This is a genomic window from Arthrobacter sp. PTI12 (assembly GCF_056679915.1).
This window is the reverse complement of sequence record NZ_CM155256.1, coordinates 732,285-746,390: the sequence shown is the minus strand read 5'-3', so window position 1 is coordinate 746,390 and position 14,106 is coordinate 732,285. Positions and strand designations below refer to the sequence as shown.

Below are 14,106 nucleotides of genomic sequence, written 5' to 3'. Positions count from 1 at the left end.
TGGTTCAGCCGTTGCGGTCGGCTCCGCGGTGGTGGTGGGCTCCGCTGTGACCGTTGGATCCGCTGTCGCCGACGGCGTGACGGATTCAGAGGCGGTGGCCGTTGGAGTGGCGCTCTGGGTGGCGGAAGCGGTGGCACTGGGAGTGGCGCCCGCCGTTGCGGTCGCGCTTGCCGACGCAGACGCCGACGACGACGCACTCGGCTTCGGTGACACGCTCGGCTTCGGTGACACGCTCGGCTTGGGCGAAGACCGCCGCCTGCGGCGCTCTGCCGCCGCCGCTCGCCGGCGTTCCTCCTCCCGCCTGCGGCGCTCAGCTGCCTCCCGCCGTCGTTCCTCTTCACGACGACGGCGTTCGGCGACTTCCTGGGCTCTTTCGATTGCGCGGATCGAGCGGCGACTCGAGCGTCTCTCACTCCGCTTGCGGCTGAAAATACTCACGGTGTGGCTCCTGGGATCGGGCCCTTGAGGGTCCAGTGGGCAACAAGCCCGCCGGGGTACATGCCGCCGGCGGCGGTCTGAGACGGCTCAGCGTGGCAGTGCATCGGGTAGACCCAGTCACCGGTACGTGCAAACCAAACCGGGTCGATGGCGTCCGGCGGACGTTTGATCGGGATGATGCAGTCCTTGGTGTCCATCTGCGCCAGTTCAACGACGTCCTCCCACTGCTGGAGGACCACGTGGCCTTCGTTGTCGACGAACCCCTCGTGCCGCGGCCAGTCCACGTTGTTTCGGCGGACCGTCCAGATGTGGTTCCCATGAAAGTGCATCTGGTGCAGGCAGATCCCGGGGTTGATCAGGCGCACCAGCTGGCCGCCGCGGAGCGTGCCCGCCTCCGTTCCCTCACCGAACTGGCGTACGTCCAGTTGCCTCGGATAGCCCGAGATCAGGGTTTCCTCCTCGGTGGCGAGATTGACGGTGTCGTCGAAGGTGATGCCCAGGGATTCAAACCCGCTGCGCCCGTTGAGCGTGAAGTAGCGCGGCAGCGCCGGCGTCTGCACAGGATCCACGGTTTGTCCCGCAGCTTCCATGGACGCCCAGCGTGATTCCACGCAGTGGCAGATCCACACCCACTGCCGCTCAAACGTTGCAAGGTCCTCCGCAATATCCCACTGGTGCTCCGGGTCCATGACCACGAGCACCCCGAACAGGCCGAGTACACGTTCGACCGGCGCGTTGGTCGGGTCGGCGAAGATGTAGGTTCCCGGTCGCGGGCAGGGGAAATCAAGGGTGGCCACGGAGTCGGGGGCAACAGGGCCGGTCGTGAGGTCACCGCCGTCGGCCCCGGCACCGAAGACGGTGAGGGTGTGCGGTTTGCCCAGACGGTTCTGAATGCGCAAGCGGATGGTGCTACCCAATTCGGCGATGATGGTCCGCGCCGGGAAGTAGCTCGCCCAGTAGTTGCGGCGGATCAGGAACTGGCCGGGATTGGCCGCATCAGCCCGCAGCGGCGCCGGTGTTCCGCGCGGAGGCAGCGGAGCCTCAAGCGGGTAACTGCGGCTGGGAATCACGTCACCTGCAACGGTGATCACCGTCGGGTCCATGGTGAGGCTCGGGTTCGGGTCATCAACGTCGGTCGGTCGGCTGCCGAACCCGCGGTGGTAGACAAGCGTGTCGTCCACCATCTTCAGGTAGCCCTCGTTGATGTAGAGGTCCAGCACCCCTGGCTGCGCAGCGAGCGCCAACGGGACCGGCGTCCGTGCAACGCGGTTCCGCGGAGCGGAGGGCTGCACCAGCGGCAGGGCCGCAAAGCCCAGCCCGGCCGCTGCTCCCAACTTGAGGAGATCCCCGCGCGCCAGTATTTCGGGAGGGAGCTGCTCAGCCATGGTTGTCCTCCAGTGAGCCTGGTCGAAGGGAGATCCGGGGAAGCGCCAACGCCAACGGAGCCGGGCCGCCCCAGGGATCGGTGAACTGTGCGGCTAGTCCCGCTACGCCGCTCGGAACCAGGAAACTGACCCACACGCTGCGGTGGGAGCCGGCCGTGAGCAGGATCTTGGCGACGTCGGCACCACGGTTCGTCACCGTCGTCGTCTTCGCCACGAGGAGGCGCAGCTGTCCCGGCGCAAACAGCACGTTGCGCTCGGAGGTGTTGCGTACCTCCAGTTTCACTGCCAGGTGTTCGCCCCAGGTGTGGTTGAACGGTTGCGCTGAAGCGCCTGGCGGAGCGGCCCCGTGCGCTGCGCTACTCGCGTGGCCTCCCACCGCGCCAACCATGCGGGCCTGCCGTTCAGCCGCTGCAATCCGAACGGTTCCGAATGACGTCGGAACCTCCTCGGTGCCACCGGCGGCGGAGACAATCCCCCAACCCGCTGCGGTGCCAAGTGCACCGGTACCTATCAAAATGCCAAACACTCGTCGCGTCAGTCCGATGGGACGGTCGGCTGCCTCCCCAGGCATCAGGTCAGCCGCATCCTGCTCGGCCAGCGCGATCTTTTCAATCGCCATTACTCGCCTCAATATCGTGCCTTGGATGCTGCAGGAATTCAGTGTCATCTTCAGACCTTGGGGAAACCCTGCGCGTCACCGATTTCCCCGCGGCGGCCCGAGACGCGGATACTGGGGCGGTGACTGCTTCGGTGTTCTCCTCCACAACCGCGCCCGCTCCCATCGGCCTGCTGCTCGACGTCGACGGGCCGGTTGCCAGCCCCGTTACACGCACCGTGCGGCCGGAAATCATTGATGCGCTGATCGCGCTGGCAGGAGCAGGATGGCCGGTGATCTTCAATACCGGCCGCTCGGATGAGTTCATCCGCGAAGAGGTTCTGAAGCCGATGCTGGCCGCCGGGATCCCTGCCGGGATCACCTTCCACGCCATCTGCGAGAAGGGTGCAACCTGGTTCAGTTTCACCACTGAGGGCGCCACCGAAGTGCACGTCGACGAGACCCTCGCGCTGCCGCAGGAGTTCGGCGATGAGGTCCGTCGGTTGGTGGAGGAACAGTTCGCCGACCACATGTTCTTCGACGAGACCAAGCGCGCCATGGTGTCGATCGAGCAGCGCGTTGATGTCGGGAACCAGGACTACCTCGACAGGCAGGGCCCCTTCGATGCCGCCGTCCTGGACATCATGCGGCACTTCGACATGGGCGTCTGCCGGCTGGCGCACCACCTGCCGGACAGCGATGACAGCGTCGACTACCGGGTTGACCCCACCATCATCTCCACGGACATTGAATCCGTGCGCGTCGGCAAGGACCTGGGTGCAGAGCGTGCGCTGCGCCTGATCGACGGAGACATCCCCCATACCTGGCGGACCGTAGGCGATTCACGCACTGATTACGCCATGGCCGACTACCTCCACGAGCATGGCTACAGCGTTGCGCACGTCGATGTCCGGCCCGCCGACGGCGTTCCGGAAAAGCCCTACCCGGTCCTCATCGAAGGTGAGCTGACCAACGACGACGCCGGTGCCGCCTTCCTGCTGCGCTGCGCCGAAACGGCGGTTTCCCGCGCCTAAGCGGCGAGTGCGGCCTCGATCGCCGTGACAATCTCCTCGGAGTCCGGCTCCACTGTGGGGGCGAACCGCGCAACGACGGTGCCGGCGTCGTTCACCAGGAATTTTTCGAAGTTCCACTTCACGAGGCCCGGCATCATGCCCGTCCGGAACCGGGTCAGTTCTGCATACAGGGGGTGCTGGTTCCGTCCCCGGACGTCGCTCTTCGTGGTGAGTGGGAACGTCACGCCGAAGTTCATCGAGCAGAAGGCCTGGATGTCCGCTTCAGTTCCCGGCTCCTGGCCCATGAACTGATTGCTCGGAACACCGAGCACCACAAACCCCTGGTCCGCGTACTTCCGGTAGAGCTCCTCGAGGCCCGCGTACTGAGGGGTGAAGCCGCACTGCGAGGCGACATTCACCACGAGGACCGTCTTGCCCCGGAAATCGCCGAAGCTGCGCTCGGTCCCGTCGATCATGGTCAGCGGGATGTCGTGAAGGTTCTGCGGGGACACTGGTGCTCCTTGAAGTGAAACGGTGTTCGGCTTGAAATTGTCGCTGAAGGCGGTTCGTCAGCCAACCCTTTCTGGATGGGACTCACGGGTTGACCCTGCATACTGGTGCCATGGCGTCACCCTTCACCCGCCTCCGCGTCGAGCTCAAGAACACTTTCACGGGCACCGGCGCCCAGCCGCCTGCCTGGACGGAGGAACTGGCTGACGGCGATGACGCCGGCTACTTCGCTCCCGGCTCAGCCGTCTGGGCAGTCCACAGTTCAATGACCCCGACAGTGGGCGGCATTCGTGCGCTCCTGCTGCAGGCGTTGCATCCCGGGGCGATGGCGGGAGTGTATGCCCACTCGAACTTCCGCGAGGACCCGCTTGGCCGGTTGGCCAACACCATCCGTTGGATTTTCACCGTGACCTACGGGTCAACGGATGCCGCACGCGGCGCGTCCGCCTGGGTGCGCCGCCTGCATGAGAAGGTGACCGGCACGTACGTGGACGCAAACGGCGTCGAACGCGCCTACAGCGCCAATGATCCCCATCTGCTGCGCTGGGTGCATCTGGCCTTCACCGACGCCTTCCTCAGCGCGCACCAACAGTATGGGCTCAGCTTTCCCGGCGGCGCGGACGAGTATGTCCGGCAGTGGGCGAAAGCCGGTGAATTGATGGGCGTGAGCGACCCGCCGCGGAGCGCCGGCGAACTGCGTGAGCAGCTTGCCGCGTACGACGGCGAACTCACTTCCAGCGAACAGGTTCAGGACGCGCTGGCCTACATCCGGCGTCCGCCGCTTCCGCGCTCACAGCGCCTTGGGTACCGGGTACTGTTCGCCGGTGCTGTGGCCACGCTGACTCCCCGGCAACGCGAACTCCTCGGCCTGTCCCTGCCACATCTTGGGCCGGTTAGGCTGCCGGTGAAGCCGGCGGTCCTGCTCGTGCTGGGGGTTATGAAGCTCGGCCTGGGCAGTCAGAGTCCCACCGAGCAGGCAGCACTGCGCCGGATCAGGCGGGTGCAGAAGCACCCGCCCGCCGGCGCCTGAAGTGCGCTGCGTCTCCTAGCTGGTCTTGGGCGTCCGGTCAGGAAGCGCCAGCCGGAAAACCTTGGCCCACGCGGAGCCAACCTGCTTCAGGAGCGGCCCGGTGGTGTACGGCAGGTTGTAGCGGGCACAGATCTCACGGATCTTGGGCGCTACCTCGTGGTAACGGTTGGACGGCAGGTCCGGGAAGAGGTGATGCTCAACCTGATGGGACAGGTTGCCCGTCATCAGGTGCATGAACTTGGAGCCGGAGATGTTGGCCGAGCCGATCATCTGGCGTACGTACCAGTCACCGCGGGTCTCGCCGTCGACCATTTCCTCCGTGAAGGTGTCAGCGCCGGTGGGGAAATGTCCGCAGAAAATGACTGCGTGAGCCCACACGTTACGCACCGCATTCGCGGTCAGCGTTCCGATCAGCGCCTGCTTGCCGGAACCGGTGAGCATGGCCACCGCGGGTGTCGCGGCGTAGTCCTTGCCGAACTGCTTGGCCGCTTTCAGCCCCAGTGCCCGGAGGTCCTTGCGCAGGGCCTCCTTGGACTTGAGCCCTTCCTTGTACTCCGGGAGCTCCAAATCATAGAGGGCGATTCCCCATTCAAAGACCGGCGCCAGGATGGCGTTGTACAGCGGGTTGCCCAGGTTGAAGGGCTTCCAGGGCTGGTCATCATCCATCCGCAGGAGGTTGTAGCCGACATCGCGATCCTTGCCCACAACGTTGGTCCAGCGGTGGTGCAGATCATTATGCGTGTGCTGCCAGGAGCGCGCAGGGGTGACGAAGTCCCACTCCCACGTGGTGGAGTGGATATCCGGATCCCGCATCCAGTCCCACTGTCCGTGGAGGATATTGTGGCCGAGCTCCATGTTTTCCAGGATCTTGGCGAAGCTGAGCATTGTAGTGCCGGCTACCCAGGCCGCTTTGTTCCGGCTGAACAGCAGCGCTGCCCGTCCACCGAACTCCAGCGCGCGCTGCGCCTTGATGACCCGGCGGATGTAGTCGGCGTCGTGCTTGCCGCGGCGGTCGAGCACTTCGTCGCGAATGGCATCCAGTTCGCGGCCCAGCTCGGCAACCTGCTCATCGGAGAGGTGTGCAGCGGCAGGCGGACGGACCAGCGGGTGGCCGGTTGCCGCCAGCGCTCCCGGCCGTCGCCGGGGCTTCTCAACACTCGTGTCCTCTGACACTTTTTCTACGAGGTCTGTCATACCCACTCCTTCAGATATCGAGGTTCACCGGTCCGGCCGCCGCCGAAACGCAGGTTTGTATCAATTGACCGGGGTCTCCATGTACTTCGTTGGTACGGAGGTCCCGGACTTGCCCCGCTCGGAGCGGAAGCAAACAGCTGTGGCAGATGCCCATGCGGCAACCGCTCGGCATGAGCAGCCCGGCATCCTCGCCTACTTCAAGGAGCGGGGTATCTCCGTCAGCTTCCACCTCCCGGTCGGAGGCTTCAAAGGTGACCAGTCCGCCGTCGTTCCCGGTGCCATCAGCCAGCGCTGTGCTGAAGCGCTCGATGGTCAGGCTGCCCGAAGGCAGTTTCGCCTGCTTTTCCCACAGCGACTCGGCACTCTCGAGGAACTCCTCGGGTCCGCAAGCGTAGGCCGCCCGGTCCCGCCAGTCATCACAGATTTCGTCCAGCGCAGCCGGAGAGCTGAAATCGATGCGGCCTTGCTCGGAGGTGAACCAGAGCTTCACGCGGAACTGGCGGAACTGGTCAGCGAGTTCGCGAAGTTCCTCCACGAAGAGCGTCTTCATGGGAGTCCGCGCTGAATGAATCAGGACAACGTCCGCGTCGGGACGGCGGGGAACCAGCGTGCGGATCATGGACATCACCGGGGTAATGCCGCTGCCGGCCGTCAGCATCAACAGCGGCCGTGGCCGATCCGGCAGGACGAAGGTTCCCTGCGGCGGCGCCAGGAACAGGATGTCTCCCGGCTTGGTTTCACGGACCAGCACACCGGACACCGCTCCCATGTCTGTCACGGTAATTGCCGGATCCTGTCCCGCAGCAGTGCTCAGGGAGTAGGAGCGCCAGTGGCGGACACCATCAAGTTCAACTCCGATGCGCGCCCACTGCCCTGCACGGTGCGCTTTCCAGCCCCGCCCCGGACGAAAGTGGATGGTCACCGAGTCAGCGGTTTCAGGCACTACCTTGGTGACGATGCCGCGCAACTGCCGCGCGGAAAACACGGGGTTGAAGAGCGACATAAAGTCTTCCGGCGCCAACGGTGTGGTCAGCGCGGACAGCGCGTGACTGAGCTTCGGTCGCCTGGTCATTCCTGCAGGTCCAATCGCAACTCCTCACAGGATGGGCACGTGGCCGAACATATCAATCCCTGCGATTGACGCTATCCGGCGTACTCCATGATTCACTCTTCGGACGGTTCACTCAAGATTACTTTACTCAGCAGGCTTATCATTACCGCTGGAGCGACATTGTGCAGTGCCGGAAAACACAACACCCCGACTACACGAGCCGGGGTGTTGCAGAAAGCGGAGGATGGGGGATTTGAACCCCCGAGGGCGTGAACCCAACACGCGTTCCAGGCGTGCGCCATAGGCCGCTAGGCGAATCCTCCTTGTTTGGAGCAGGTTCCAGAATACCCGTACATCCCCCATGTACCGAATCGGGAGATGCGCATCTCAGCGGGCGACCCTCCCGTCGGTTTGTGTAGACTATTACGCGGCCCCTCATGTGGTGTCATCCTGTTGAACTCCCCCAGGACCGGAAGGTAGCAAGGGTAAGCGGGCTCTGGCAGGTGCATGGGGGGTCTTTACGTTCCCTGGCAGCACATTGCCTGCAGTGATTTCCTGAAGGAGTTCTGTGACCGCCGGCCGCTTCGCGCCAAGCCCCACGGGTGAACTTCATGTGGGGAACCTCCGCACCGCAATCCTGGCCTGGCTCTTCGCGCGCTCCACCGGCCGGCAGTTCCTGCTGCGGGTCGAAGACCTCGACCGGGTCCGTGCGGGAGCCGAGGAAGCGCAGCTCGCTGAGCTCACCGCCGTCGGGCTCACCTGGGACGGTGAGGTCGCCCGCCAAAGCGGTCGGCAGGCCCATTACGACGACGCCGTCACCCGCCTGCGCAGGGCTGACCACCTTTTCGAGTGCTTCTGCACGCGCCGCGACATCGCCGAAGCAGCGTCTGCGCCGCATGTCCTGCCGGGCCACTACCCCGGCACCTGCCGGAACCTGTCGGAGGCTGAGCGGGAGGCCGCCCGCAGGGTGCGGCCGGCGGCGCTGCGGCTGCGCACCGACGTCGGGCAGTATGAAATCCGGGACGTACTGCACGGTGGATATACCGGGGCGGTGGATGATTTTGTGGTGGTCCGCAATGACGGGGTGCCTGCGTACAACCTCGCCGTCGTCGTCGATGATGCGCAGCAGGGCATCGACCAGGTGGTGCGCGGCGACGATCTACTCAGCTCGGCTCCTCGGCAGGCGTATCTCGGCTCGCTGCTTGGATTGCCGCCGGTTGAGTATGCGCACGTACCGCTGGCCCTCAACCCGGAACGACGCCGGCTGGCCAAGCGGGACGGCGCCGTAACTCTCGAAGCGCTCGCCGCGGAGGGCTGGGAGGCAGCGGCAGTGCGGTCGCTCATCCTGCGCTCACTCGGCCTGCCGGACACCTCGCTCGACGCTGCGCTGGGTGCGTTTGATCCTTTCCGGCTGCCTCGTGAACCATGGATTGTTGACCCGTCCCACCTGTCCTCCACCGATGCCGCGACCGTTCCACCCAACCGATAGAGTTCTTCTGTGAGTACAGCCCTTTACCGCCGGTATCGTCCGGAGACGTTCTCCGACGTGATCGGCCAGGAGCACGTCACCGAACCATTGATGACGGCGATCTCCAAGAACAGGGTCAACCACGCCTATCTTTTCTCCGGTCCGCGCGGCTGCGGCAAGACCACCTCAGCGCGCATCCTTGCGCGCTGCCTCAACTGCGCGCAGGGGCCAACGCCGGTCCCCTGCGGCACCTGTGACAGCTGCGTCGAACTGGCCCGTAACGGCTCGGGAAGCCTGGATGTCATCGAAATTGATGCGGCCTCCCACGGTGGCGTGGATGATGCCCGGGACCTCCGCGAGCGCGCCACCTTTGCACCGGTCCGGGACCGCTTCAAAATCTTCATCATTGATGAGGCACACATGGTCACCAGCGCCGGCTTCAACGCGCTGCTGAAAATCGTCGAAGAGCCGCCGGAGCACATCAAGTTCATCTTTGCCACAACTGAGCCGGATAAAGTGATCGGAACCATCCGTTCCCGGACCCACCATTATCCATTCCGGCTCGTTCCACCCGAGCCGCTCATGGCGTACCTGGAGCTGCTGTGCAACCAGGAGAGCATCCCGGTGGCGCCGGGCGTACTGTCCCTGGTGGTTCGTGCGGGTGGCGGATCAGTCCGCGATTCCCTGTCTGTGCTGGATCAGCTGATGGCCGGGGCGGGGGCGTCCGGCCTTGATTACGAGCTGGCGGTTTCGCTGCTCGGTTACACGCACGCCTCCCTGCTCGACGACGTCGTTGACGCCATTGCAGCCGGTGATTCCGCGACCGTCTTCGGTGCCGTTGATCGCGTCATCCAGACGGGCCATGACCCGCGTCGCTTTGTTGAGGACCTGCTGGAGCGCTTTCGGGACCTGATCATCGTCAATGCAGTCCCCGACGCCGCCGCGTCCATCCTCCGGGGCATCCCTGATGACCAACTGAACCGGATGCGGACCCAGTCGCAGCAGCTTGGACGCGCCGAGCTTTCCCGAGCTGCTGACATCACCAATACCGCGTTGACCGAAATGACTGGCGCAACCTCTCCGCGATTGCACCTCGAACTGCTCTGTGCCCGCATCCTGCTGCCCGCTGCGGACCAGTCGGAGCAGGGCACGCTTGCCCGTGTTGACCGGATTGAGCGCCGGCTCAGCTACGCGAGCGGCCTCCCCGAGGCGGGAGGCTCCGCTGGTGCGGGTACAGCGGGATCGCTGCCCGCGCCATCCGTGGTTCCGGCTGGTCCTGCCTCGGCTGCGAAGCCGGAACCGGCGCCGGCCGCCGTTCTCCAACCCGCTGCCTCCAACACATCAGAAGATGCACCGCCCGCAGTTTCGGCATCCCGAGGCGCCGGCCAACAGCCGCCCGAGACTCAGCAGGAAGCTCCGGCTTCAGCGGCAACACCGGCCCCCGCAGAGAAACTGGAGCGGGCCCCGGAGCCTGCCCAGGAACCTGGTGCTGCCGACTGGGGCGGCGGATGGGGTTTGCCCTCCGATGCACCCAACACCGAAGAGCGTCCTTCGACCGCTACGCGCGAGCCGCACGCGCCGGCATCTCCCGCCACGCAACCCTCGCAGGAGCAGGCAGCGCAGTCTCCTTCGCAATCAGCGCAGGCGTCCGGTCAGATCGAGATGATCCGCAGGGCGTGGCCGGAGATCATGGACGAGCTGGCTCGTATCAAGCGCAGCACCTGGCTGAACGTCAACGCCGACGCGAAGCCGCGTTCCTTCAGCGACAACCAGCTCATACTGGCGTTCGCTTCGCAGGGCAATGCGCTCGGTTTCCAGCGCGGCCAGCACACAGACAACCTGAAGCAGGCCATCAATAAGGTGCTCGGCCTGAGCTGCAGCATCGAAGCCATCCACGACGGCTCCGCGGCAGCGGGTGAACCCCACCCAAAAGTATTAACTAGCCGGGATCAGCCGGCAGAGGCGCAGGAACCGCGGGTCGTCAGTCCAGCCGTTACCGCCGTCGCTCCAGCCGTCACTCCCGTCACCCCCGTTCCATCAGCTACGCCCGTTCCGGCGGGCGAAGCCAAGTCAGCAATGGTGGACGATGCGTGGGGGCTTCCTACCGCCGCTCCGGCGTCCCAGCCTAGCGGTGGCACGACCTCAGTGCCGTCAACACCCGTAGCTGCGACTGCGCCCGCCGTTCAACCTACTCCCCCAGACCGGTCACCAGCCGATCGGGCAACAGGAGACCCGTCACCAGCCGCCGACAGTTGGCTGGCCGCGGAACCGGCGAAGGATCCTGATGACCCTGGCCCTGAGGAACCCTCGTTCGAGGGGGAACCTCCCGCGCGGCCGAGCCGCTACCAACAGCTGCTCGATGAAGCTGCACGTGCAGAAGCCGCCCGACCGAAGCAGCAGGAGCGCCCCGCCGGCGCCGTAGACTTGAGCTACGTTGAAGACATTCCCAGTGCGGATGATGAGACCATCGAACAATCCGGATTGGTCGGCCGCCAGGCCATCGAACGGATCCTCAACGGCCGGTTGATCGAGGAACGCAGCCTCGATCAGTAGTCGGGCCGTCCAGAACCAGCCCAGCACCACCTACAGCTAAGGCATACACCCGTGTACGAAGGCGCAGTTCAGGAGCTCATCGACGAGCTGGGACGCCTTCCCGGCGTGGGCCCCAAATCGGCACAGCGCATCGCGTTCTACATCCTCGAATCTGACGGGGAAGACACCAAGCGCCTCGTCAACGCCATTGTCACCGTGAAGGAACGGGTCAAATTCTGCACCATCTGCGGGAACGTTGCAGAGCAGGAAACCTGCGGGATCTGCCGCGATCCGCGGCGGGACCCAAGCGCAATCTGCGTGGTCGAAGAGTCCAAGGACGTCATCGCCGTTGAACGCACCCGTTCTTTCCGCGGCAAGTACCACGTTCTCGGGGGGTCCATCAACCCGATCGCGGGAATCGGTCCCGAGCAGTTGCGCATCCGTGAACTGTTAAGCCGCCTCTCGGATGACCAGGTCCAGGAGATCATTATTGCCACCGACCCCAACCTCGAGGGCGAAGCAACAGCAACGTACCTGGTGCGCATGCTTAAAACCATCGGCATCAAGGTCACGCGCCTGGCCTCCGGGCTCCCCGTGGGCGGGGACCTCGAGTATGCCGACGAGATCACCCTTGGCCGCGCCTTCGAGGGCCGCCGCACCGTCTCCTGACTTTTGCGCTGGCCAAGCGTGCCCGCTCCGGTTTCATCAGGCTGGTGCGCAACTTCTATCAGGCGCGGTCACGCGATGCGCGTGCCCCGCGCGAGACGACGAACCGGCGTCACCAGCTTCCGACGGCCCGCCCATAGCACCAGGCCGGCCAGTGCACCCTGCAGGGCAAGGCCCAGCGGCCAGATCGGCAGTGGCTCGGAGTCGATGTCACGGGAACCGGGTCCAAAGAACTGCGCCTCCTCACAGGTGACCTCGTAGTCCGGACCGGCTTGGGCAAGGCGGACCTGCTCGCTGATGCTTTCCATCACTCCGGGAGCACGGTAGTTTGCGGTCAGTACGCCGGAGTTCGCATCTCCGGCATCACGGTCATACGGCACTGCGTCGGCCACAAGCACAAACGGATTGGCAGCGAGAAGCCACGCAGTTCTTTCGGTGTGCAGGACCGGCGTGAGCACCTCGTTGGTGACGCACTCCAGATCCTCCTCGGTGAGCATCTGCCCGCTCTCGATGGCTTCCTGGGGATAGTCGTAGAAGGACTGCGTGACCCGCACGTCCTCCTCGATCACCAGCGACATGCTCAGGCCGAAGGCAATCAGCGTACCGATGCACAGCAGCGCAACCATCATGTAGGTGGTGACGATCGAGAACAGGGGCCTGCCCGCAAGCGCCGAAATCCCGACACCGAGTGCGCACACAAGGCCCAGCTCAATGGCCAGCACCAGCAGCGAGACGAACGCCTCAAGCGGGTTGACCCCTCCCAGCGCCAGCGCCCAGAAGATAAACGGCGAGCTCAGTGCAAGAAACCCCAGTGACGCAACCCAGGACGCCAGCCATTTACCCCACAGGATCTGCCCTGGCGTGAGCAGCGTGATCTGGAGAATGGCAAGGGTTCCGCCAGTCCGGTCGCCATTGATTGCGTTCGCTGAAAGCCCCGGCGCCACCAGCAGGCCAAAGAGCAGGACAAAGCCGACCACCAGGTCAAACAGGAACGGACCCGCGCCGTCCATGGTCGCCGTCGTCAGTGTGGCGAGCAGGAACACCAGGCCGATCACAAGGAACCAGACGGCCATCATGATGTACCAGGCACGGCCCCGCAGCCGCTGCTTCATCTCCAACCCGAAGATGGTGCGCACTCCCGTCACGTAGCCAAGGTGGTGTGTACTGCTCTCCTGCAGGGACTGGGTCTCCATGGCGCTCATTGCCGCTCCGTATCCAGGCTCATATAAGTCTCTTCAAGGGCGCCGCCCGCAGGCGCGAAGGCGGTGACGACGACGTCCGCCAGGATGAGCGTGCGCAACAGCCACGCTGCCTGTTCGGTGCTGCTGAGGAGCACCTGATACTCGACGCGCCGGGAATCACCGGGCTCCTCGAAGACGACGCCGTGGCTCGTCAAGGCGTCGGCGAGCGCTCCCATCGGTTCAGCCTGAATGCAGTATCTGCGCAGCTGCGTTCCTGCCTCATCCAGTGTCTGGCTCTTCACGGATTCACCGCGGTTGACGAAAACGGCGCGGTCCGCGATCTCATCCAATTCCGACAGGACGTGGCTGGACACAACGATGGTCTTGCCTTCTCCTGCCAGCCGCCTCAGCATGATCCGCAGTTCCACCCGGGAACCCGGGTCCAGTCCGGATGCCGGTTCATCCAGCAGGAGTACCTCCGGGTTGTGAATGAGCGCCCGGGCCAGGCTGAGCCGCTGCTGCTGGCCACGGGACAGTACCCTCGCGGGGGCATCGGCGTAGTCGCTGAGCCGAACTTCTGCCAGCAGTTCAGCGGCGCGGTGAGCTGCCGCCGTCGGGCTCAGTCCGTAGAGCGCACCGACGGTGGTGAGAATCTCCCGGGCCTTGAGGGATTCCCACACGCCCAGCGTGTCAGGCATCCAGCCGACCTTGCGCCGTACGGCCGCCGTGTCCTTCCCCGGATCTGATCCGCCGACGGACAAAGTGCCGGCATCCGGCGCCAACAGCGAGGCGAGGATCAGCAGCAGGGTGGTCTTGCCGGACCCATTGGGCCCGATCAGCGCTGTCACCTCTCCCGGCGGCGCCTCAAAATCGATGTTGCGGACGGCAGCAACCGAACCGAAACTTCGTTGAATACCCCTGGCAATGATTCCCCCATACCCATTGGTCATGATGTGACACTAGCAAGGCACACTGACATCCCGGCACAATTCGACTTCCAATTGGGTGAGCCGAATCCGAACAGTTAACATGGTGTGCGGTTA

Annotated in this window: 13 protein-coding genes, 1 tRNA gene and 1 other RNA gene; 7 read left to right on the top strand and 8 right to left on the bottom strand. The window is 64.7% G+C overall.

Going from position 1 to position 14,106, the window contains the following annotated elements:
- The first annotated feature begins 46 nt into the window (after window positions 1–46).
- Window positions 47–466, top strand: a complete 420-nt coding sequence (locus tag AC1MBU_RS03705) for a hypothetical protein (protein WP_471672797.1) — start codon at window positions 47–49, stop codon at window positions 464–466.
- On the opposite strand, the gene AC1MBU_RS03700 is transcribed toward AC1MBU_RS03705, so the two are convergent.
- Window positions 435–1,823, bottom strand: a complete 1,389-nt coding sequence (locus AC1MBU_RS03700) for a multicopper oxidase domain-containing protein (RefSeq protein WP_471672796.1) — start codon at window positions 1,821–1,823, stop codon at window positions 435–437. The genes AC1MBU_RS03705 and AC1MBU_RS03700 overlap by 32 nt on opposite strands.
- On the bottom strand, window positions 1,816–2,442 hold the full coding sequence (locus AC1MBU_RS03695) for a hypothetical protein (protein WP_277359817.1): 627 nt from the start codon (window positions 2,440–2,442) through the stop codon (window positions 1,816–1,818). The genes AC1MBU_RS03700 and AC1MBU_RS03695 overlap by 8 nt, the downstream gene beginning before the upstream one ends.
- A gap of 119 nt (window positions 2,443–2,561) precedes the next feature.
- Between AC1MBU_RS03695 and AC1MBU_RS03690 the strand changes: the two genes are divergently transcribed.
- Window positions 2,562–3,452: a Cof-type HAD-IIB family hydrolase gene (locus AC1MBU_RS03690; RefSeq protein WP_479789713.1), complete on the top strand. Its 891-nt coding sequence runs from the start codon at window positions 2,562–2,564 to the stop codon at window positions 3,450–3,452.
- Here the strand turns inward: AC1MBU_RS03690 and AC1MBU_RS03685 are convergent.
- Entirely contained in the window at window positions 3,449–3,907 is a 459-nt protein-coding gene (locus tag AC1MBU_RS03685) for a glutathione peroxidase (protein ID WP_056546787.1), read from the bottom strand. The genes AC1MBU_RS03690 and AC1MBU_RS03685 overlap by 4 nt on opposite strands.
- 146 nt (window positions 3,908–4,053) lie before the next feature.
- Here AC1MBU_RS03685 and AC1MBU_RS03680 point away from each other — a divergent pair, with 146 nt between their 5' ends.
- Entirely contained in the window at window positions 4,054–4,971 is a 918-nt protein-coding gene (locus AC1MBU_RS03680) for an oxygenase MpaB family protein (protein WP_277359819.1), read from the top strand.
- A 15-nt stretch (window positions 4,972–4,986) separates the two neighbouring features.
- On the opposite strand, the gene AC1MBU_RS03675 is transcribed toward AC1MBU_RS03680, so the two are convergent.
- The 3 genes from AC1MBU_RS03675 to AC1MBU_RS03665 form a co-directional block, all read right to left on the bottom strand.
- A complete protein-coding gene (locus tag AC1MBU_RS03675) occupies window positions 4,987–6,165 on the bottom strand; it encodes a fatty acid desaturase family protein (RefSeq protein ID WP_277359820.1) in 1,179 nt (392 codons plus the stop codon).
- Between the two features lie 10 nt (window positions 6,166–6,175).
- Window positions 6,176–7,237 carry a ferredoxin reductase gene (locus AC1MBU_RS03670; protein ID WP_346027915.1) on the bottom strand — a complete coding sequence of 354 codons (1,062 nt, stop codon included), beginning with the start codon at window positions 7,235–7,237 and terminating at the stop codon, window positions 6,176–6,178.
- Between the two features lie 217 nt (window positions 7,238–7,454).
- A tRNA-Ser gene (locus tag AC1MBU_RS03665) sits at window positions 7,455–7,539 on the bottom strand.
- Between the two features lie 103 nt (window positions 7,540–7,642).
- On the opposite strand from AC1MBU_RS03665, the gene ffs reads away from it, so the two are divergent.
- From ffs to recR, 4 genes are all read left to right on the top strand, one after another.
- An RNA gene (gene ffs / locus AC1MBU_RS03660) (signal recognition particle sRNA small type) lies at window positions 7,643–7,739 on the top strand.
- Window positions 7,740–7,784: 45 nt separating this feature from the next.
- A complete protein-coding gene (gene gluQRS / locus AC1MBU_RS03655) occupies window positions 7,785–8,705 on the top strand; it encodes a tRNA glutamyl-Q(34) synthetase GluQRS (protein ID WP_479788607.1) in 921 nt (306 codons plus the stop codon).
- Between the two features lie 9 nt (window positions 8,706–8,714).
- Complete coding sequence (locus tag AC1MBU_RS03650) at window positions 8,715–11,237, top strand: DNA polymerase III subunit gamma and tau (RefSeq protein ID WP_479788604.1); 2,523 nt, start codon at window positions 8,715–8,717, stop codon at window positions 11,235–11,237.
- 51 nt (window positions 11,238–11,288) lie between these two features.
- Complete coding sequence (gene recR / locus AC1MBU_RS03645; protein WP_056546101.1) at window positions 11,289–11,885, top strand: recombination mediator RecR; 597 nt, start codon at window positions 11,289–11,291, stop codon at window positions 11,883–11,885.
- Window positions 11,886–11,953: 68 nt separating this feature from the next.
- Here recR and AC1MBU_RS03640 read toward each other — a convergent pair whose 3' ends face one another.
- Window positions 11,954–13,084: an ABC transporter permease gene (locus AC1MBU_RS03640; RefSeq protein ID WP_277358806.1), complete on the bottom strand. Its 1,131-nt coding sequence runs from the start codon at window positions 13,082–13,084 to the stop codon at window positions 11,954–11,956.
- On the bottom strand, window positions 13,081–14,013 hold the full coding sequence (locus AC1MBU_RS03635) for an ABC transporter ATP-binding protein (protein ID WP_277358807.1): 933 nt from the start codon (window positions 14,011–14,013) through the stop codon (window positions 13,081–13,083). The genes AC1MBU_RS03640 and AC1MBU_RS03635 overlap by 4 nt, the downstream gene beginning before the upstream one ends.
- Between the last annotated feature and the right edge of the window lie 93 nt (window positions 14,014–14,106).

Coding starts and splice junctions, on each gene's coding strand:
- AC1MBU_RS03700 (WP_471672796.1), bottom strand. CDS start 1,823: ATGGCTGAGCAGCTCCCTCCCGAAATACTGGCGCGCGGGGATCTCCTC.
- AC1MBU_RS03695 (WP_277359817.1), bottom strand. CDS start 2,442: ATGGCGATTGAAAAGATCGCGCTGGCCGAGCAGGATGCGGCTGACCTG.
- AC1MBU_RS03685 (WP_056546787.1), bottom strand. CDS start 3,907: ATGATCGACGGGACCGAGCGCAGCTTCGGCGATTTCCGGGGCAAGACG.
- AC1MBU_RS03680 (WP_277359819.1), top strand. CDS start 4,054: ATGGCGTCACCCTTCACCCGCCTCCGCGTCGAGCTCAAGAACACTTTC.
- AC1MBU_RS03675 (WP_277359820.1), bottom strand. CDS start 6,165: ATGACAGACCTCGTAGAAAAAGTGTCAGAGGACACGAGTGTTGAGAAG.
- AC1MBU_RS03670 (WP_346027915.1), bottom strand. CDS start 7,237: ATGACCAGGCGACCGAAGCTCAGTCACGCGCTGTCCGCGCTGACCACA.
- AC1MBU_RS03640 (WP_277358806.1), bottom strand. CDS start 13,084: ATGAGCGCCATGGAGACCCAGTCCCTGCAGGAGAGCAGTACACACCAC.
- AC1MBU_RS03635 (WP_277358807.1), bottom strand. CDS start 14,013: ATGACCAATGGGTATGGGGGAATCATTGCCAGGGGTATTCAACGAAGT.